The sequence below is a fragment of the Candidatus Pelagibacter sp. HIMB1505 genome (assembly GCF_052047915.1).
Classification (GTDB): Bacteria; Pseudomonadota; Alphaproteobacteria; order Pelagibacterales; family Pelagibacteraceae; genus Pelagibacter; species Pelagibacter communis_A.
In genome coordinates, this window is record NZ_JBNAIR010000001.1 from 844,745 (window position 1) to 863,546 (window position 18,802).

Sequence of the window (18,802 nt, forward strand, 5' to 3'; positions counted from 1 at the left end):
GATAAAATTTAATTCATGTCATTAACCAAGAAAAATTTAACTATTATTATTGTAAGCTTTAAAAGCAATCATGTGATTGAAGATTGTATTAATTCAATAGATAAAGAAATTAAAGTTTTAATTGTTGATAACTCAAATGATGAAAATTTTAAGGCATATATTGAAAATAAATTTGATAACGTAGAATGTATTTTGTCGCCTAAAAACCTTGGAATGGGAGCGGGTAATAATCTTGCTATTAAATCAATTATTACAGACTTTGCTTTTATAATTAATCCTGATGTAGTTTTAAATAATGATACCATAGATGAAATAATTATAGCCTCTAAAAGCATTAGAGACTTTGGAATAATTGCTCCGATCTCAAACAATTTAGAGTATCCAAATTTTAATTTAGGAAAAAAATATAATTTTAATAATAGATCTCCATTTCAAGTGATAAGTATTGATGGATATGCAATGTTACTAAATCTTAAAAAATTAAAAAATTTAGATAATTTTAGATTTTTTGATGAAAATATTTTTTTATATTTAGAAAATGATGATTTGTGCAAAGAAATAAAAAAAAGAAATCAAAATATTTACGTTGTACCAACTTCTAAAATTAATCATATTGGAGGAGGTGCTGTAAATCCAAAATTTAAAAAACAAATAGAGCTATCAAGAAATTGGCATTGGATGTGGTCAAAATTTTATTATAATAAAAAACATTCTGGTTATATTTATGCATTTTTAACAAATTTTAATAATTTGCTTACTAGTTTATTAAAAATTTTATTTTATTTAATCACATTTAGAATCTTCAAAAGTCAAATTTACTTAATGAGATTATATGGATTGGTTAGTTCTATGATAGGATTAAAATCATATTATAGACCTAAGTTAGAGGATTAATGACCAGGAAATTCAATTAAATTTTCAACTAAATAATTTTTATCTATAAGGTTTTTGCAACCACCTAAATCATATAAATTTATAACAAATATAAAAGCCACTACTGTAGCACCAGAAGTTTCAATTAATTTTGCAGCTGCTTCTGCAGTCCCACCAGTTGCTATTAAATCATCAATTATTAAAACTTTATCATTCTTTTTAAAAGAATCTTTATGCACTTCTATTGTTGCAGTTCCATATTCCAATTCAAAATCTATTGAGTGAACATCTGCAGGTAATTTATTTTTTTTCCTTAAAAGAATAAATGGTTTGTTTAATAAATAAGCAACTGCTGAAGCAAATACAAAACCTCTTGACTCTATTGCAGCTATCTTATCAATTTTATAATTTTTTGATCTTTGAACTATTTGGTTAATTGTTTCTGCAAAAGCTTTCTCATCTTTAATTAGTGTTGTTATATCTCTAAATAATATTCCTTTTTTAGGATAATCAGGAATAGATCTTATAAAGTCTTTTAAATTCATAATAGTATTCTATAATTTATAAATAATTTAAATTTAATATATGACAATAAATAAATTAGCTATAATTGGTGGTAGTGGTTTGTATGATGTTGAGGAGTTTAAAAATAGAGAATTGATTAAACTTAACACTCCCTGGGGAAACCCATCTGATGAAATTTTGAAAACTAAATATAAAGAAAAGGAAGTTTTTTTTCTTCCAAGACATGGAAGAGGTCATTTTATTTCACCTTCAAACATCAATTTTAGGGCAAATATTGATGCTTTAAAACAATTAGGTGTAACAGATATTGTTTCTGTATCGGCAGTGGGTTCGCTTAAAGAGGATTTACCTCCTGGGAAATTTGTAATTGTAGATCAGTTTATTGATAGAACTTTTGCAAGAAGTAAAACTTTTTTTGAGGATGAAATAGTTGCACATGTTTCGATGGCAAATCCGACTTCAAATGGTCTTATGAATGCCTGTGAAGATGCAATAAAAAAATCAAATATAGATTATCAGAGAAATGGGACTTATGTAGTAATGGAAGGGCCTCAGTTTTCAACACTAGCTGAATCAAATTTATATAGATCTTGGAAAGCTGATGTAATTGGAATGACTAATATGCCTGAAGCAAAATTAGCGAGAGAAGCTGAAATTAGATATGCATCTGTATCTATGGTCACAGATTTTGATTGTTGGCATCCAGATCATGACAATGTTGATGTTCAACAAGTAATAAAAGTTTTATTAAGTAATGCAGATAAAGCAAAAGTAATGATTAAAATTTTGATAGATAATTTTGAAAAATATATAGACCCTAAAGATCCAACCAATAATTGTTTAGACGTTGCAATTATAACTGCTCCAGAAAAAAGAACTCAAAAAACTATTAAAAAACTTAACACAATAGCTGGTCGAGTTTTGAATAAATGAAAATTGAAGGTAAAGATTATAAAACCATCTGGTTTGAAGATGATAAAGTTAAAATAATTGATCAGACTAAACTTCCACACAACTTTTCGATTAAAGAACTTAAAACTTGTGATGATGCTGTTATTGCAATTAAAGATATGGAAGTTAGGGGTGCCCCTTTAATTGGAGCGACCGCAGCATACGGTTTAGTTTTATCAATAATTGAAAATAATGATTTAGAATTTTTAAAAAAATCATCTGAAAATTTAATAAAATCTCGCCCAACAGCAATAAATTTAAAATGGGCTGTAGATCGAATGATGCAAAAATTAATTGTTGCTGAAAAAAATAGAATTTTAGACCTTGCTATTAATGAGGCAAAAAATATTTGTGATGAAGATGAAAAATTTTGTAATGAAATTGGTTTAAATGGACTTACTTTGATTGAAGATATTTATAAAAAGAAAAATAAAACAGTGAATGTTTTAACTCATTGTAATGCAGGTTGGCTTGCAACAATTAATTGGGGTACAGCTACATCTCCAATTTATCATGCACATAAAAAAGGTATTCCAGTTCATGTTTGGGTTGACGAGACAAGACCAAGAAACCAAGGTGCAAATTTAACCTCATTTGAATTAAATGAAGAGGGAATAGATAATACAATAATAGCAGATAATACCGGTGGCATATTAATGCAAAGAGGAGAAGTAGATATGTGTATTGTTGGAACAGATAGAACTTTATCTAATGGAGATGTTTGTAACAAAATTGGAACTTATTTAAAAGCTCTTGCAGCTTATGATAACAATATTCCTTTTTATGTCGCTCTACCAAGTTCAACAATTGATTGGGAGCTTAAAGATCGTAATCAAATTCCTATAGAAGAAAGAAATTCTAAAGAGTTATCTCATTTAGAGGGTTTTGATGAGCAAGGAGAAATTAAAAAGATACAAATTTATCCAAAAAAAAGTAAATCTTTAAATTTAGCTTTTGATGTTACACCAGCAAGGTATGTAACTAAATTAATTACAGAAAAAGGGATTTGTGACGCTTCTTCGGAAGGACTAAATAATTTATTTAGATGAAAAATTTAAAAGAAAGAGAAGAAGTAATTGAATATTCTATTAAACTTAATACAACAAATTTATCTCCCTTAAGATCTGGAAATATTTCTGTTAGAGGTTTTGAGGATGACAAAGAAGGTTTTTTTATTACGCCTTCTGGTAAAAAGTATGAAAGTCTAAAACCTGAAGATATAGTTTTTCTTTCCTTAGATGAAGAGAAGGATTTTTTAGCATGGTTCAATTCTGGAAAAAATCCTTCTTCAGAATGGAGATTTCATCAAGATATTTATAAAAATAAATGGGAAGCTAAAGCAATTGTTCATGCGCATTCACCACATGCATCCGCAATTTCTACACATGGAAAATCAATACCACCATTTCATTACATGATTGCTCTCGCAGGAGGTGAAAATATAAGATGCTCTGAATATGCCACTTTTGGTACACACGAGTTATCAAGGAATATTATTAAAGCCTTAAAAGACAGAAAAGCATGTTTGATGTCTAATCATGGTCAAGTTGCTTTTGGTGAAAATTTATCTAAAGCTTTTGAACTTGCTCAAGAGGTAGAAAATATTTGCTATCAATATGTTATTGCTTTAAAGATGGGCGAACCTAAAATTCTTTCATTTCAAGAAATGAAAAAAATTTTAGATAAAGTAAAAAATTATAAAAGTGGTTAGTTTTATGACTAAAGTTGGTGAGCATATTACTTTAGATATTATTGGTACAACAAAAGAATACGATCCTTCTATCTACGAGAAAGTTATTAAAGAAATCGCAACAGCCGCAAAAGTTACAATTTTAAATATTTCTAAGTATAAATTTGAACCACAAGGTTTTACAATTTTGGCATTACTTGCAGAAAGTCATATTAGCTTTCACACATTCCCTGAAAAAGGAATAATAAGTTTTGATTTTTTTACATGTGGAAAAGTTAGCCCCTCTATAGCTTTAGAAATTGTTAAAAAAGAATTTAAACATAAAAGAATTGTTAAAAAGGAATTTAATAGAGATACCAAATCTCTTTATCACGACATTTATAGCTCACCAGGTTTACAAAAATCTTATGTTGTAAATGATGTATTGGAAGATTTTAAATCTAAAGTTGGTCAACATATTGAAATATTAGAATTAGAACAGTTTGGTAAATCTTTATTCATTGATGGAGAGATCCAAGTTGCAAGTAATGATGAACATTTGTACAGCTCAACATTTGTAGGAGCTGGACTTAAACTAAATCAACAAAATGAAAGAGCTGCTATAATTGGCGGTGGCGATGGTGGTGTTGCTAGAGAGTGTATTTCAAAAAATTTCAATTTTGTCGATTGGTATGAATTAGATCCAGAAGTAGTGGATGTTTGCAATAAACACTTAGGTGAAATTAGCAATAAATCTACAGAAAAAAATTCAGTCAAATGTGTTTGGGGGGATGCTTTTGAAAGTATAAAGTCTATAGATGATGATAATTATGATCATATATTTGTAGATTTAAATGATGATCAGTTTTGTATTGATTTAGCGGCCAAAAATATGGACTCACTTGTTAGGATATTAAAACCAAAAGGGGTAATTACAGCACAAGTTGGTTCTCAAGACAAAAAACCTCAACAAGTTGATAGTTGGTTAAATGTATTTAATCATCACTTTGGAAATACTAAATTATCGAGAGTATATATTCCAAGTTTTGATTGTTCTTGGAATTTCTCATCTTCTATCAATCATTAATTTTTCTTTTTTAATTCATTAATTTATGGAATAATTAATTATTAAATTAATTAGGAGATAATAATGAATAAATTAAAAAAAACCATTTTTTCAGTTTTGGCATCTTTATTAATTATCGGAAATGTAAATGCTTCAGATAAAATTAAGATAGCAACTGAAGGAGCTTACCCTCCGTGGAATTCAAAAAATGAAGCTGGAAAATTAATTGGCTTTGAAGTTGAATTAGCCTGGTCTCTTTGCAGATATATTGGAAGACAGTGTGAAATTGTTGAACAAGATTGGGATGGAATGATACCAGCTTTACAATTAAGAAAATATGATGCGATCATGGCTGGAATGTCAATTACTGATGAAAGAAAAAAAGTAATTACATTTTCACAAGGATATGCAGACGAAGTTGCTTCATTAGCTGTCATGAAAGGTTCTGATTTAGAAGGTATGGAAACTCCTGCTGGGATAAATCTTACAAAGCCTGATAGTGCTGCAAAAAAAGCTTTAAAAACAATTGAAGCTGGTTTAGCTGGAAAAACAGTTTGTACTCAAACTGGAACAATTCATCAAAACTTCTTAGAGTCTGGTGATGTAGGTAAAATCAATTTAAGAACTTACAAAACTCAAGATGAGGTTAATTTAGACCTAGAAGCTGGCAGATGTGATGTTGCTTTAGCTGCAGCAGTAGCATTTGTTGATTATGCTGAAAAATCTGGAAAACCCGTTGTATTAGTGGGACCAACATTTTCAGGTGGTGCATTTGGAAATGGAGTTGGTGTTGGTTTAAGACAAGCAGCTCAAATGGGCGAAGATTCAGCTATTGGTAAAAGAGATGCTGAACTTTTAAGAGCATTTAATAAAGCTATAGATCAAGCAAGAAAAGATGGAGTAATCTCTAGACTTGCGATTAAATGGTTTGGCTTTGATGCTTCTATGTAATTAAATTTTTGAAATGGCGGTTAATTTATTAACCGCCTTTTCTATATGGAACTTCTTGCATTTGGAAAAACTGGTTGGGGTGACGAGTTATTCTATGCAACTTTAATGACGATCGCTGTTTCAATAACAGCAATGTTAATTGGTTTTTTATTTGCTTTAATTTTTACGCCACTAAAATTATCAAAACTTAAATTTTTAAATTTTTTTGGAAATTTTTATACAACAGTTATCAGGGGTGTTCCCGAACTACTCGTAATTTATCTTTTCTTTTTTGGAGGTAGTGGTGCAATAATGTATGTAGCATCAATATTTGGATATTATGAATATATTGAAATAAATGCATTTATTACTGGTTCATTAGCAATTGGAATAATTTCAGGAGCATATTCAACAGAGGTATTTAGAGGTGCAGTTCAATCAATTGACAAAGGTCAGTTTGAAGCTGCTAAAGTTTTAGGTCTTAGTAAATTTACTCAATTTTATAAGATTATACTCCCACAAGTTTTAAGACTTGCCATTCCAAATTTAAGCAATGTTTGGCAAATTACTCTAAAAGACACATCATTAATTTCAGTGACAGGTTTAGTTGAAATTATGAGACAATCTTATATTGCAGCAGGCTCAACACGAGATCCTTTATTCTTTTATTCATTTGCTGCAGTTCTTTATCTCTTACTTACTTTTTTAAGTATGAAAATAATTAACAAGTTAGAATTAAGATATAGTAGGGGCTACTAATATGGATTTAGACTTAATATTAAATAGCTTACCAAAATTACTTCCAGCAGCATTAGTTACATTAAAACTCTTAATAAGTTCTTTAATAATAGGATTATTTATAGGTTTGGGATTTGCTATTTTAAGATTAAATAAAAATGTCTTAATAAATAAATTTGCATATGGATATTCATATTTATTTAGAGGAACACCACTACTTGTTCAGATATTCATAATCTATTATGGATTAGCTCAAATTGAATATTTACGATCAACATTTTTATGGACAATCATTAAAGAACCTTATTGGTGTGCAATTATTGCTTTTTCATTAAATACAGGCGCTTATACATCTGAAATTTTAAGATCAGCTTTTCAGACTATTAAAATTGGAGTGATAGAAGCTGGTAAAAGTCTTGGAATTTCAAATAAAATAATTTTTTACAAAATCCAAATTCCAATTGCTATTAGGCAATCTTTGCCTGCCTATGGAAATGAAATTATCTTAATGCTTAAAGGCACATCACTTGCAAGTACTGTTACATTGATGGATCTGACTGGAGTTGCTAAATATATAATTTCAACAACATTTAAACCAATTGAGGTATTTATTGTTGCTGGCAGTATTTACCTATTTATGACCTTTTGTATTCACAACTTAATTAAATTTTTAGAGAAAAAATATAGTTTTAGTAACTAGTATATTCTTTAATTTCTTTTATTTTTGAACCTGTATGATTGTTCATTTCAAGTTTTATTTTAGCTCGATCATCATTTAAAAAATGCACATCTCTAGAAAGTTTTATAAATTTTTCTCCAAAATCTTTTTCTTTTTCACATAGTCTTTTATCATCTTCTATGACCCAGAGTTTTGAATTAATTTCTTTTAAAGAATGGAAAAGTTTTTCTAATTTTTCATCAGTTTTAACATTTTGCTCTAATTGAGATTTTAGTATTGAATGTTCGTCATTAATAAATCTTAGTTTTTCAGGATCTTTAATTTTTTCCTGTTTAATTTCTAAAATTGAAATTTTATCTAAGAGTTCACCGACTGAAACTTCAACTAAAATTTTATTCATAATATTTGATACTATGTTAAGTTATGTATTAAATGTCTAACATATTAATTATTAAACATGGATCATTAGGAGATATAGCTCAAGCTAGTGGTGCAATTCAAGATATTTGTGAAAATCATGAAAATGATGATGTGTATTTATTAACTACAAAACCATATTTTGATTTATTTAAAAAAAATCCTTTCTTAAAGGGCGTAATTTTAGACAAAAGGCTTCCTAGATATAATCTAATTTATTTATATTTTCTAATGCGTGAGTTGAAGAAATATTCTTTTTCTAAAGTTTACGATCTTCAAAACTCGAGTAGAACAGCTTTTTATAAAAGAATATTATTTCCAAAAGCTACAAAAGAAATATGGTCATCCACTGAAACTACATTACCAGAAGGAACCACAAAACAAGATTTTGATAAAGACTCTGTTCTTTCAAGATTTGATCATCAGTTAAAGTCTTCAGGAATTAATACCAATCATACAATGAAACCAGACTTTTCATGGAGTACAGTTGATATTTCAGAAATAAAAAAAAATTACGAACTAGATAAATACATAATACTTTTTCCTTTTTGCTCACCTCATTTGACTTCAAAGAAATGGCCTTATTACAATGACTTAATCAGTATCATTAATCAAAAATTTGAAAATAAATTTAAAGTTGTTACTGCACCTGGACCAGATGAAATTGAAGATGCAAAAAATATAAATGCTTTATGTGTTTTGGATAATGGTAAAGCTTTGAATATTTCACAATTATCTGGATTAATTAAAGATAGTTCGTTTGTGGTCGCTAATGATACTGGACCTGCTCATATAACAGCGCATTTAGGATCAAAAGGAATTGCTTTATTTGGTTCTCATACAACTCCTTTTAAAGTTAGTATTGAAAGAGAAAATTTTAAAGCAATACAAGCGCCAGAATTATCAAAACTTTCAGCAGAAAAAGTTTTTGAACGAGTTTCCCAGATTATTAAGTTTTAGAAGATTAAATAATTTTTTTGTATTCTTCTATTGTCTTTTCCCAAGTAAATTTAGATGCATATTCTTTTGCATTTTTACCAAATTCTAAGTATTTTTTATTCTCAATCATTAAATTTAATGATGAGTAAATTTCATCTAAGTTGTTTCCATCACATATTAAACCAGTTTTGTCATGCTCAATAGCATCAGCACCACCACCATCTTTTCCTCCTAAAGATGGAACACCATATTGTGCAGCTTCAATATAAGCGATACCAAATCCTTCAACTGAAGTTTTGTATTTTATAGACGGCATAACAAAAATATTTGATTTTGTTATTAATGCATTTTTTAAATCATCTGAAATATCTTTGAAAAACATTACTTGAGATTCTAAATTAAGCTCTTTAACTAATCTTTTGATATTTTCCTCCTCATCACCATATCCAATACAAAGATAGACAATATCAGGATACATTTGTTTAAGATTTCTAAGAGCCATAATTACTTTTTCATGATTTTTTCTTTTATCAAACCTTGAAACGGTAATTAATCTTGGTGTTTTAATTTTTAATAAACTTTCAACTTTTTCTAGGGATTTTTTGTCTAATTCTTTAACCTGATCAACACCTGGATTGATAACCACAATTTTCTCTTCATTAACTCCAATTTCAATTGCTAAATTTTTTGTGTATTTTGAATTAGCTATTACCTTTTCAACATTATTTAAAACTTTAAGCACTCTAGAGTTTAATTTGCTTCCTTGAGGGTGATTAATTTCTTTTCCGTGAATTAAACAATATTTTTTTTTATTGTTTTTTAGTGCTTCTAAGCTTTTCCAATGGTCAGCAATAATTCCCTCCACTTGATTATTTTTAGTGACCTCATCAATTAATTGTGCTTTTCTGATTTTTCTTAAAAATTTTATTCCACCAACTCTTTCTATAGAAAAATTTACTTTCTCATCAAATTCTTTGTGACCATCTTGGTAATCTGCAAATACTTTAATTAAATAATTTTTTGATAATTCTTTGGATAAACCCCACATTAAACTTTGCATCCCCCCAAGTTCAGGAGGAAAAGATCTAGTTACCACCAAATACATTAATCAAATTTCCATTTAATGCTGCAGCCCGCACTTGGGATTTGAATTTTTGGACCATTACTAGTTTCAGCAATTAATTTCATAGCTTTATATAAGTCACTCTTACCATCTCTTATTGGAATAAGGTTTTTTAACTCTCTTGATCGACCTCTGTATTGAAGTTCTAAGTCCTTATTATATCCAAAAAAGTCTGGAGTACATACTGCATCATAAGCTTTTGCAATTTCTTGAGTTTCATCAATTAAATATGGAAAACTAAAATCATTTTTTTTTGCAAATTCAATCATATTTTCAAAAGAATCTTCAGGATAATTTGTTGGATCATTTGATGAAATCGCAACTGAGTTAATACCAATTTTTTTTAATTCATTACAATCTTCAACAATATCTTTTGTAATTGCTTTAACATAAGGGCAGTGATTACAAATGAACATCACCAATATTCCATTTTCACCTTTAAGTTCTTCTAATGAAATAATTTTACCCTCAGTGGATTTTAATTTGAATGGAATAGCTTTTTTACCAAAATCACATATTGGAGTTTGAGTGAGCATACTGTAATAATATATATGTTATGTTTTATGATTTAAAAGATAAAAAACCCAAAAGTTTAGGTGAAAATTGGGTTGCACCTAATGCAACAATAATTGGAGATGTTACTTTAGAAAAAAATACAAGTATTTGGTTCAATGCAGTTTTAAGAGGCGATATTGAAAATATCTTTGTAGGCGAGGGTTCAAATGTTCAAGATGGGAGTATCCTTCATACTGATCCTGGTTGTCCATTAAAAATTGGTAAAGATGTAACCGTAGGCCATATGGTTATGCTTCACGGATGCAGTATTGGTGATAATAGTCTAATTGGAATAGGTGCTGTAATTCTTAACAAGGCAAAGATTGGAAAGAATTGTATTATTGGTGCAAAAGCTTTGATCACTGAAAATAAGGAAATACCTGATAATTCATTGGTTGTTGGATCACCTGGAAAAGTTATCAGAGAAGTTACAGAGGATGAGAAAAAGGCTGTGATAGAAAATACAAAACATTATCAAGATAATTGGAAAAAATATTCAAAGAATATTTTTTAATCATTCTAATAAATTACTGATTTAACTGTTCCTAGCTTTGAAATTTTTCCAATATAAAGACCTTTTCCATTGATGGGAACTACACCTACCGTTGATCCAGTGAATACCCAAAAATCTTTACCCAAATCAATTTTATCTTTTTTTATCTTATTTAAGACAAATTTTAATGAATTAAGAGGATTTATGAAAACTGTGTTAGTATTTCCATCAACACTTTGATTGATTTTTTTATTTTGAATATTTGTTTTTAAATTACCAATATTAATTTTTTTATACTTTTTCTTTTTACCCACTAGAAATCTAACATTGGCTCCAAAGTCACTGCACAAATCTCCAAAGGATGTAATACCTTTCTTTTTTTGTCTGTAACCAACGACCTCGATACAAGGTGCCATATAGGAAATAAATTTTGAGATATTTTTGGCTGTAATTAAACCTTTGGATGAAAAAAAGTTTTTTTTAATTTGATAACAAACTTCAAGCTCAATACCTAATGTGCCTTTGTTTATTTTTACTTTTTCTCCACTTTTAACGACATTTCTTTTATAAATAGATGCATAAAATGGTTCTTTCTCTTTTAATTTTTTCATAACAGGAATACCCGTTCCAGCCGCTTTAAAACCAACAATTGGCTCTTTTATTTTACTTTCACAAAGCTTTCTAAACTTTTGAGCGTTAACTAATTTTTTTGAATATTGTCTTGGAATTGGACCTATTAATTTATTTCTTAAGAAAGCATTAACTAATTTGTCTGAAGTTTTTTCGACAAGAGTTTTTTTCATAAAAATAATAATTAGTTTATAACTGTCATTGGATCAAGTCTTGTTTGAAACCAATTAACTCTAAAATCTAAATGAGGTCCAGTTGATCTTCCTGTGGATCCTACAGTTCCAATTATATCACCTTGATTAATTTGATCACCAACTGAAACTAAAATATTTTCTAAATGAGAATAGATAGTTGAAATTCCATGTCCATGATCCATTATTATAGTTCCACCAGTATAGTATAAATCTTTTTCAGCCATAGTTACCACACCTCTCCCTGAAGATTTAATTGGAGTTCCTTTTTTGGCAGCTATATCTATTCCATAGTGAGGCCACTTTGGTTTGCCATTTAAAATTCTTTGGCTACCATACACACCACTAATTATTCCATCAACAGGCATTATAAACTTATCTTTAAAAAAAATCAGATCAGAATTTATTGCTCTTGCTTTACCAATTTTATTATTTTCTTCTTTAATTCTTTTATAAACAGATTCAGGAGGAGTTACTTTATTTTCAGGCAATCCATCAATTCTTTGAATATTGTATTTTCTCTTAAAAATTTTTTTTATAAATATATCTTTTTTGTTATCTAAAACTTTAGTTATTTTTAAATCAAACTTTCTATCTCTATCAATGCCAAATACAAAATATCCTTCATCTGAGACTTTAACGTTTTTTTTATCTATAACAATTTTTGCATTTGGATCAGTTTTACCAATAATAAAATGACCTTGAAAAAATTTACCAGTAAATTCAATTGATTTTGCTTGAGAGATAATTAGTAAAAAGATGAATAAGCTTTTATAAATTACTGAGCTGTCCATCCACCATCGATTAAAATTGATGTACCAGTTATCATTGAAGATGCAGATGATGCTAGAAAACATACAGTGGTTGCAACATCACTTTCGGTTGCAAGTTTGCCCATTGGAATTCTACTTAAAGCGGATTTTTTAAATTTTTTATTTTTAAAAAAATTTTTCACCATTGGAGTTGCAACGAATGTAGGCGCAACAGTATTTACACGTATATCATGTTTAGCAAGCTCTACTCCCATACCCTTTGTGAGACCTTCTATCCCAAATTTAGTCATATTATAAACATTTCTGCCCTCACAACCTACATGACCAAGTTGAGAAGACATATTTATAATTGAGCCAGGTCTTTTTTTATTTTTCAGCATTTTTTTTACTACTAATTGTGCAACATTAAATGCAGCTTTTAAATTAAGGTCTACTAAGTAGTTCATACTTTTTTGTTTAACCTGTGCAAAAGGTTCTGGCAAATTTGTTCCAGCGTTATTTACCAAAATATCTATTACTTTTAATTTGTCTAATTTTAATTTTGTCTCCTCATAATTCATTACATCACAAAGAATTTTTATTGTTTTTCCTTTTACTTTTTTTATTTCTTTTTCTAATTTATCCAAATCTGATTGAGTTCTGCTTAAAGCAATAATAGTTGCACCAGCTTCAGCCAATGCAATAGAGCAAGCTCTTCCCAAGCCTTTTCCAGCACCTGTTACAAGTGCATATTTATTTTTAAGACTAATTTTTTGTAAATACATTTAAAAAAGTAATACTTGAATATCTGTTTTAATTAAATCAATAGCAACAATTAAAATTGCTAACAAGCCAGCCCAGGCTATCCATCTATACTTTTGTATCCATCCAGAAATCAAATTAGCAGCTGTTGCCATTAGGATTATAGAAAGTAACAATCCAAATACAAGCAATACATAATGTTCACCTGCAGCTCCTGCTACACCAAGAACATTGTCTAAACTCATAGTAAAGTCAGCTAACAATACTGTCCATATAGCCTTTATAAAACTAGAATTATCAACTTTAATATCCTCTTCTTTACTAGCGCCTTTAATAACATCTACATAAAGTTTGTAGACAATATATAAGAGCAAAATACCTCCAATAAGTCTAAGACCAGGTATTTGTAATAGGTATGCTGTTAATAAAGTAAGGATTACCCTTAAAATAATTGCTCCACCAATACCCCAAAAAATTACTTTTTTTCTTTGTTCAACTGGGAATTTGGATGCAACCATTCCAATAATTATTGCATTGTCACCAGCAAGAACTAAGTCAATTAATATAATTTGTGTTAAAATTGCTAATTGATCAGGTGAAAATAATTCAGATAGCATTAATTTTGTAATATCATATCTGCACCTTTTTCAGCAATCATAATTGTTGGTGCGTTAGTATTACCAGAAGTAATATTTGGCATTATCGATGCATCAATTACTCTTAAATTTTGAATGCCTCTAACTTTAAGTTTTTCATCAACCACTGACATTTCATCTTGACCCATTTTACAAGTTCCAACAGGATGAAAAATTGTTTGGGTAAAATTAGATCCTTCTTTAACTAATTCTTCATCATCAGTAATATGTACTCCAGGTCTATACTCTTCTGGTTGGTACTTTTTAAAGGTTTCAGTTTCCAGCATTATTTTACGAATTATTTTTAATCCTTGAGCTGCAACTTTTCTGTCATCATCAGTTGATAGATAATTCATCTTAATTTTTGGATGATCTCTACTATCTGAGCTAACAATATTAATTTCACCTCTACTAGTTGGTCTTACATTAGCAACTGTTGGTGTGATACCTTCAAAATCATGCATTGGTGTTACTCCTAAAATATCTGTGCTTACAGGTGAAACGTGAAATTGAAGGTTAGGTGTTGCTCTTGAAGGATCGCTTTTTGTAAATCCACAGACTTGACTAGCACCCATTGTAACTGGACCACTTTGATTTAAAATATATTCTAAGCCCATCATAAATCTGCCAAACAAGCTCTCTACTTTTCTATTAAGAGATTTTAAATTTTTAACCTTATATACAGGTCTAAACATTAGATGATCTTGTAAATTTTGACCTATACCATCCAATTCATGAATTACTTCTATACCATTATTTTTAAGTTTATTACCGTTACCAATTCCTGAAACTTGAAGTATTTGAGGTGAACCAATAGCACCAGCTGACAATATAACTTCTTTGTTAGCTTTAACGGAGACAACTTTATCTCCTTGATAATAGCTTGCACCAATTGCTTTTTTTCCTTCAAAATTTATTTTTTGAATATGAGCTTTAACTACAATTTTTAAATTAGGTCTTTTTTTTGCAGGGTTTAAATATCCTTTTGCAGCACTACATCTTAATTTTAATCCAGGTTTATTGAAGCTTGTAGTGAATTGAAAAAAACCTACACCATGATTATCTCCAGTATTAAAGTCATTCGTTTTCGGAATTCCAAATTCTTCTGCAGCATTTTCAAATTCATTAAGTAATTTTAAATTAATCTTTTTATTAGCAACAGTTATAGGTCCGCTATCATTATGGAATTCACTTTTACCAAGTTCATTATTTTCAGATTTTAAAAAGTAAGGCAAAACATCGTCCCAACTCCATCCTGTATTGCCTAATTGTCTCCAAATATCATAATCTTCTTTTTGACCTCGAACCCATAAAAGTCCATTAATAGAGGAGCTGCCACCTAATGTTTTTCCACGTGGATATCTTATTGATCGATTATTCATTGTTTCATCTGGCTCAGTTTTATAACACCAGTCTACTTTTGGATTATGCATTGTTTTAAAATATCCAACTGGAATATGAATCCATGGGTAAGTATCTTTTCCCCCAGCCTCTAAAAGTAAAACTTTATTATTTGGATTTTCGGATAATCTATTTGCTAAAACACAACCTGCAGAACCCGCACCTAAAATAATATAATCAAAACTGTCCATAAATAAATCGCTTATAATAATATTTTATTAAAATGCTAGTAAATACAAGCTTTATAAATTTTTAAGTACAATTTTAACACTTGTATAGTTTTCTAATTTTTGAGAGGGTAACGACTTTATTAATAAAAACTAAAGAGGAAATTAAGTATGAAAAAAATCATATCATTATTTGTAGGAACTCTTCTTTTAACTGTCATGACGGTTACAGGAGCAAATTCTGCACAAACTCTTAAGTGTCAAACTGTAATTAGTGCAAAAGCTGATGAAGTGAAAATGTTAAAAGATTTCACAGATACAGTAACTGAACTAACACAAGGTTCACTTAAGTTTGAAATTATGCCAGCAGGAGCAGTAGTAGGTGTTAAGGAAACTCTTGATGCAGTTGATAAAGGATTAATCGATTGTGGTTTCGCTTGGACTCACTATTGGTCAGGTGATCACCCAGCAGCTATGTTATTTGGATCTCCAGTAGCAGGTGCAGGTGTTGGTATTGATAACTTAGCATTCTTATCTTGGTTCCAATATGGTGGTGGTAAAGAACTTTACGACCAATTATGGAGCGAAATGGGAAGAGACATTAAAGGTTTCATGCTACAACCAGTTGGTCCAGAAGCTTTAGGTTGGTTCAAAGAGCCAATTAATAGCATGGCTGACTTTAGAAAGTATAAGTTCAGAACTCCTCCAGGAATTCCAGGACAAACTTATAAAGATATTGGTGTAGCTTCTGTAGCAATGGGTGGTGGAGATATTCTTCCAGCTCTTGAAGCAGGAACAATTGATGCTGCTGAATGGTGTTGTCCAAAACCAGACATGACATTCGGTTTCCAAAAAGTTCTAAAACATTACTACCTACAAGGTCTACACCAAGTAGTAGTAAATGCTGACTTCTATATTAATGGTAGCAAATATAAGAAAATGTCTGCTATTGAGAAGAAAGCTTTAGAAGTTGCTGCGAATGCATCTCTATCAAAATCAATGAGTTACAGAATATACGAAAATGGAAAAGCATTAGCTGAGCTTACAAATAAGCATGGTGTTATTTTGCATGACACTCCAGCTGACTATTTCCCAGCGTATATGGCTGCTGCAAAGAAAAGCTTAGAGACAAATGCTGCTAAAAATCCTTTCTTCAAAAAAGTTTGGGATTCACAAAAAGCATTTGCTGATATTGCAGTACCATTCTGGTCTGGAGCTCAAATGTCTAATGCGAAGCTAGGAATGGCTCACGCAGCTACTTTAAAATAGTATTTAGATAGATTATAAAATATAAACTGAAGCGAAATTAATTTTTCGCTTCAGTTTTTTTTAAGGAATTATTATGTCAGATGAACCATCTAAATTAGATATAACAGATGAAATGATCGCTGAAAGGCGTGGTGGTTCAGGTAAAATGCCTGACGACATGCCAAAATGGATGGCATCAACAATAACAAAAATTGATTTATTTAATAAATGGGTAGGTAATGTTGTTTGCTGGATAACAGTACCTTTAATACTTGCTATGGTTTATGAAGTATTAGCAAGAAAACTTTTTACAGCCCCTACAATGTGGGCATATGATTTAAGTAGATTTATGTATGGAGCTCTTTTTATGCTTGGTGCAGGTTATGCATTATCTAAAGGTGTTCATATTCGAGCAGACTTTTTGTACAGAAATTTTAAAACTAAAACTCAAGGGCTAATAGATTTTTGGTTATATCTGTTATTTTATTTTCCTGGATTAATAGTTTTTTTATGGATGACAACAGGTTTTGTTCAAGAATCTATTATGAGAGGTGAAAGAGGAATGGATACTGCTTGGATGCCTTTAATGTGGCCAATCAAAGCATGTCTATGGTTTGGTATATTATTTTTACTTATTCAAGGAGTTTCAGAGTTATTAAAAAGTTATTGGGCATCTACTAGAGGTAAATGGCCAGGAGATGATGAATAGATGTTAGCTGAATTTATAGATCCTGCTGTCCTAGGTTTCATTTTAATTGGTGTAATGCTTTTTTCAATTTTTGTAGGATTTCCAATTTCATTTACATTAATTTTTTTAGGTTTTGTATTTGGTTATCTTGGATTTGGTAAGTTAGTTTTTTATTTGATGACCTTGCAGTTCTCAATGGTCATGACCGAACAAACACTCGCCGCCGTCCCACTCTTTGTCTTTATGGGAATAATGATGGAACAATGTGGTCTGATGGAGAGATTGTTTTCAGCATTTCAATTAATGTTAGCTAAAGTAAGAGGCTCTTTATATTATGCAGTCTTATTTGTTTCTGTAATTTTTGCAGCAGCAACCGGTATAGTAGGAGCTTCAGTAACCATACTTGGGATTATGGCCGCAAAGTCAATGAACAAATCTGGTTATGATGTAAGACTTGCAGCTGGAACAATTACAGCAGGTGGAACTTTAGGTATTTTAATTCCACCAAGTATTATGCTTGTAGTTATGGGGCCAATTATGGAAATCCCAGTTACTGATTTATTTGCAGCAGCAATTATTCCAGGAGTTTTATTAGCAACTCTTTACGCTGCATATACAACAATTAGATGTATTATTAATCCAAAATTAGGTCCAGTTCTTCCGCCAGAGTTAAGAGCTACGAGTATGAGAGAAGTATGGATTGAATTTTTCTTAGGTTTAGTTCCACCAGCTGCTCTAGTTTTTGCTGCTCTTGGAAGTATTTTATTTGGATTTGCAACACCAACAGAAGCTGCGGGTTGTGGTGCAATGGGTTCTTTATTATTAGCAATAGCTTATAAAAAATTGACATTCAAAAAACTACAAGACTCTTTAGTTAAAACTTTAGAAATTTCTGCTTTGATAATGGTATTAGTTGCTGCTTCAAATTTCTTTGGAGCTGTTTTTTCTAGACTAGGAACTCCAATGCTTTTAACAGACTTTTTACTAGGTCTTGAGATGAATAAATATCTTATTTTAGCAATTGTAATGGTAATGATTTTTTTATTAGGTTGGCCATTAGAGTGGGTGCCAATTGTGATGATTGTAGTACCGATTATATTACCATTAATAGAAGCTTTAGGATTTAACTTAACTTGGTTCGCTATACTTGTTGCTGTTAATTTACAAACCGCCTGGCTGTCCCCACCAGTAGCTCTGTCAGCATATTTTTTAAAAGGTGTTGTCCCTGAATGGGATTTAAAAGATATCTATTATGGAATGATGCAATTTATGGTCATTCAGGTGATAGGTTTGGTTTTAATAATAATATTTCCTAAGATAGCTCTTTGGCTACCATCCTATCTATATGGACAGTAAATAATATTAGTTTA

The 18,802-nt window shown here is 30.0% G+C and carries 22 protein-coding genes; 13 read left to right on the top strand and 9 right to left on the bottom strand.

The genetic code is table 11. The annotated features are described in order from the left end of the window. Positions 1-15: 15 nt before the first annotated feature. Positions 16-894 (top strand): glycosyltransferase family 2 protein, encoded by an 879-nt coding sequence (locus ACTTAU_RS04400; protein WP_438305192.1) that lies wholly within the window; start codon positions 16-18, stop codon positions 892-894. Here the strand turns inward: ACTTAU_RS04400 and ACTTAU_RS04405 are convergent. Further along, positions 891-1,418 carry an adenine phosphoribosyltransferase gene (locus tag ACTTAU_RS04405; protein WP_438305189.1) on the bottom strand — a complete coding sequence of 176 codons (528 nt, stop codon included), beginning with the start codon at positions 1,416-1,418 and terminating at the stop codon, positions 891-893. The two genes, ACTTAU_RS04400 and ACTTAU_RS04405, sit on opposite strands and share 4 nt — an antisense overlap. Before the next feature lie 40 nt (positions 1,419-1,458). Between ACTTAU_RS04405 and ACTTAU_RS04410 the strand changes: the two genes are divergently transcribed. From ACTTAU_RS04410 to ACTTAU_RS04440, 7 genes are all read left to right on the top strand, one after another. After that, positions 1,459-2,331 (top strand): S-methyl-5'-thioadenosine phosphorylase, encoded by an 873-nt coding sequence (locus tag ACTTAU_RS04410; protein WP_440632917.1) that lies wholly within the window; start codon positions 1,459-1,461, stop codon positions 2,329-2,331. Next, positions 2,328-3,398: an S-methyl-5-thioribose-1-phosphate isomerase gene (gene mtnA, locus ACTTAU_RS04415; protein WP_440632918.1), complete on the top strand. Its 1,071-nt coding sequence runs from the start codon at positions 2,328-2,330 to the stop codon at positions 3,396-3,398. Before ACTTAU_RS04410 ends, mtnA begins: the two co-directional genes overlap by 4 nt. After that, positions 3,395-4,060, top strand: a complete 666-nt coding sequence (locus ACTTAU_RS04420; protein WP_438305186.1) for a class II aldolase/adducin family protein — start codon at positions 3,395-3,397, stop codon at positions 4,058-4,060. Before mtnA ends, ACTTAU_RS04420 begins: the two co-directional genes overlap by 4 nt. 4 nt (positions 4,061-4,064) lie before the next feature. Beyond that, positions 4,065-5,105, top strand: a complete 1,041-nt coding sequence (gene speD / locus ACTTAU_RS04425; protein WP_440632919.1) for an adenosylmethionine decarboxylase — start codon at positions 4,065-4,067, stop codon at positions 5,103-5,105. Positions 5,106-5,168: 63 nt separating this feature from the next. Continuing rightward, positions 5,169-6,035, top strand: a complete 867-nt coding sequence (locus ACTTAU_RS04430; RefSeq protein ID WP_438305184.1) for a transporter substrate-binding domain-containing protein — start codon at positions 5,169-5,171, stop codon at positions 6,033-6,035. Between the two features lie 45 nt (positions 6,036-6,080). Next, on the top strand, positions 6,081-6,773 hold the full coding sequence (locus ACTTAU_RS04435) for an ABC transporter permease (protein ID WP_438305182.1): 693 nt from the start codon (positions 6,081-6,083) through the stop codon (positions 6,771-6,773). Between the two features lies 1 nt (position 6,774). Beyond that, positions 6,775-7,452 (top strand): ABC transporter permease, encoded by a 678-nt coding sequence (locus ACTTAU_RS04440; RefSeq protein ID WP_438305180.1) that lies wholly within the window; start codon positions 6,775-6,777, stop codon positions 7,450-7,452. Here ACTTAU_RS04440 and ACTTAU_RS04445 read toward each other — a convergent pair. Next, positions 7,442-7,831 carry a DUF6165 family protein gene (locus tag ACTTAU_RS04445; RefSeq protein ID WP_438305179.1) on the bottom strand — a complete coding sequence of 130 codons (390 nt, stop codon included), beginning with the start codon at positions 7,829-7,831 and terminating at the stop codon, positions 7,442-7,444. The genes ACTTAU_RS04440 and ACTTAU_RS04445 overlap by 11 nt on opposite strands. 32 nt (positions 7,832-7,863) lie before the next feature. Between ACTTAU_RS04445 and ACTTAU_RS04450 the strand changes: the two genes are divergently transcribed. After that, positions 7,864-8,808 (top strand): glycosyltransferase family 9 protein, encoded by a 945-nt coding sequence (locus ACTTAU_RS04450; protein WP_438305177.1) that lies wholly within the window; start codon positions 7,864-7,866, stop codon positions 8,806-8,808. A gap of 4 nt (positions 8,809-8,812) precedes the next feature. Here ACTTAU_RS04450 and ACTTAU_RS04455 read toward each other — a convergent pair whose 3' ends face one another. Together ACTTAU_RS04455 and ACTTAU_RS04460 are read right to left on the bottom strand one after the other, a co-directional pair. Next, positions 8,813-9,892: a glycosyltransferase family 4 protein gene (locus tag ACTTAU_RS04455; RefSeq protein ID WP_438305174.1), complete on the bottom strand. Its 1,080-nt coding sequence runs from the start codon at positions 9,890-9,892 to the stop codon at positions 8,813-8,815. Beyond that, complete coding sequence (locus ACTTAU_RS04460) at positions 9,892-10,446, bottom strand: thioredoxin family protein (RefSeq protein WP_438305172.1); 555 nt, start codon at positions 10,444-10,446, stop codon at positions 9,892-9,894. Before ACTTAU_RS04460 ends, ACTTAU_RS04455 begins: the two co-directional genes overlap by 1 nt. Positions 10,447-10,466: 20 nt before the next feature. Here ACTTAU_RS04460 and ACTTAU_RS04465 point away from each other — a divergent pair, with 20 nt between their 5' ends. Next, positions 10,467-10,979 carry a gamma carbonic anhydrase family protein gene (locus ACTTAU_RS04465; protein WP_438305170.1) on the top strand — a complete coding sequence of 171 codons (513 nt, stop codon included), beginning with the start codon at positions 10,467-10,469 and terminating at the stop codon, positions 10,977-10,979. 5 nt (positions 10,980-10,984) lie between these two features. Here the strand turns inward: ACTTAU_RS04465 and ACTTAU_RS04470 are convergent, their stop codons facing one another. The 5 genes from ACTTAU_RS04470 to ACTTAU_RS04490 are packed head-to-tail and all read right to left on the bottom strand — an operon-like array spanning position 10,985 to position 15,520. Then, entirely contained in the window at positions 10,985-11,761 is a 777-nt protein-coding gene (locus ACTTAU_RS04470; protein ID WP_438305168.1) for a fumarylacetoacetate hydrolase, read from the bottom strand. A gap of 11 nt (positions 11,762-11,772) precedes the next feature. Further along, complete coding sequence (locus tag ACTTAU_RS04475) at positions 11,773-12,573, bottom strand: M23 family metallopeptidase (RefSeq protein WP_438305165.1); 801 nt, start codon at positions 12,571-12,573, stop codon at positions 11,773-11,775. Next, positions 12,558-13,316: an SDR family NAD(P)-dependent oxidoreductase gene (locus ACTTAU_RS04480; RefSeq protein ID WP_438305162.1), complete on the bottom strand. Its 759-nt coding sequence runs from the start codon at positions 13,314-13,316 to the stop codon at positions 12,558-12,560. Before ACTTAU_RS04480 ends, ACTTAU_RS04475 begins: the two co-directional genes overlap by 16 nt. Continuing rightward, positions 13,317-13,910 (bottom strand): TerC family protein, encoded by a 594-nt coding sequence (locus ACTTAU_RS04485; RefSeq protein WP_438305161.1) that lies wholly within the window; start codon positions 13,908-13,910, stop codon positions 13,317-13,319. After that, positions 13,910-15,520, bottom strand: a complete 1,611-nt coding sequence (locus ACTTAU_RS04490) for a GMC family oxidoreductase (protein ID WP_438305159.1) — start codon at positions 15,518-15,520, stop codon at positions 13,910-13,912. Before ACTTAU_RS04490 ends, ACTTAU_RS04485 begins: the two co-directional genes overlap by 1 nt. A 147-nt stretch (positions 15,521-15,667) precedes the next feature. On the opposite strand from ACTTAU_RS04490, the gene ACTTAU_RS04495 reads away from it, so the two are divergent. From ACTTAU_RS04495 to ACTTAU_RS04505, 3 genes are all read left to right on the top strand, one after another. Then, positions 15,668-16,765 (top strand): TRAP transporter substrate-binding protein, encoded by a 1,098-nt coding sequence (locus ACTTAU_RS04495; RefSeq protein WP_085114142.1) that lies wholly within the window; start codon positions 15,668-15,670, stop codon positions 16,763-16,765. A 73-nt stretch (positions 16,766-16,838) separates the two neighbouring features. Next, positions 16,839-17,453 (top strand): TRAP transporter small permease subunit, encoded by a 615-nt coding sequence (locus tag ACTTAU_RS04500; RefSeq protein WP_085114143.1) that lies wholly within the window; start codon positions 16,839-16,841, stop codon positions 17,451-17,453. Beyond that, positions 17,454-18,788 (top strand): TRAP transporter large permease, encoded by a 1,335-nt coding sequence (locus ACTTAU_RS04505; RefSeq protein WP_438305157.1) that lies wholly within the window; start codon positions 17,454-17,456, stop codon positions 18,786-18,788. Positions 18,789-18,802 lie beyond the last annotated feature (14 nt).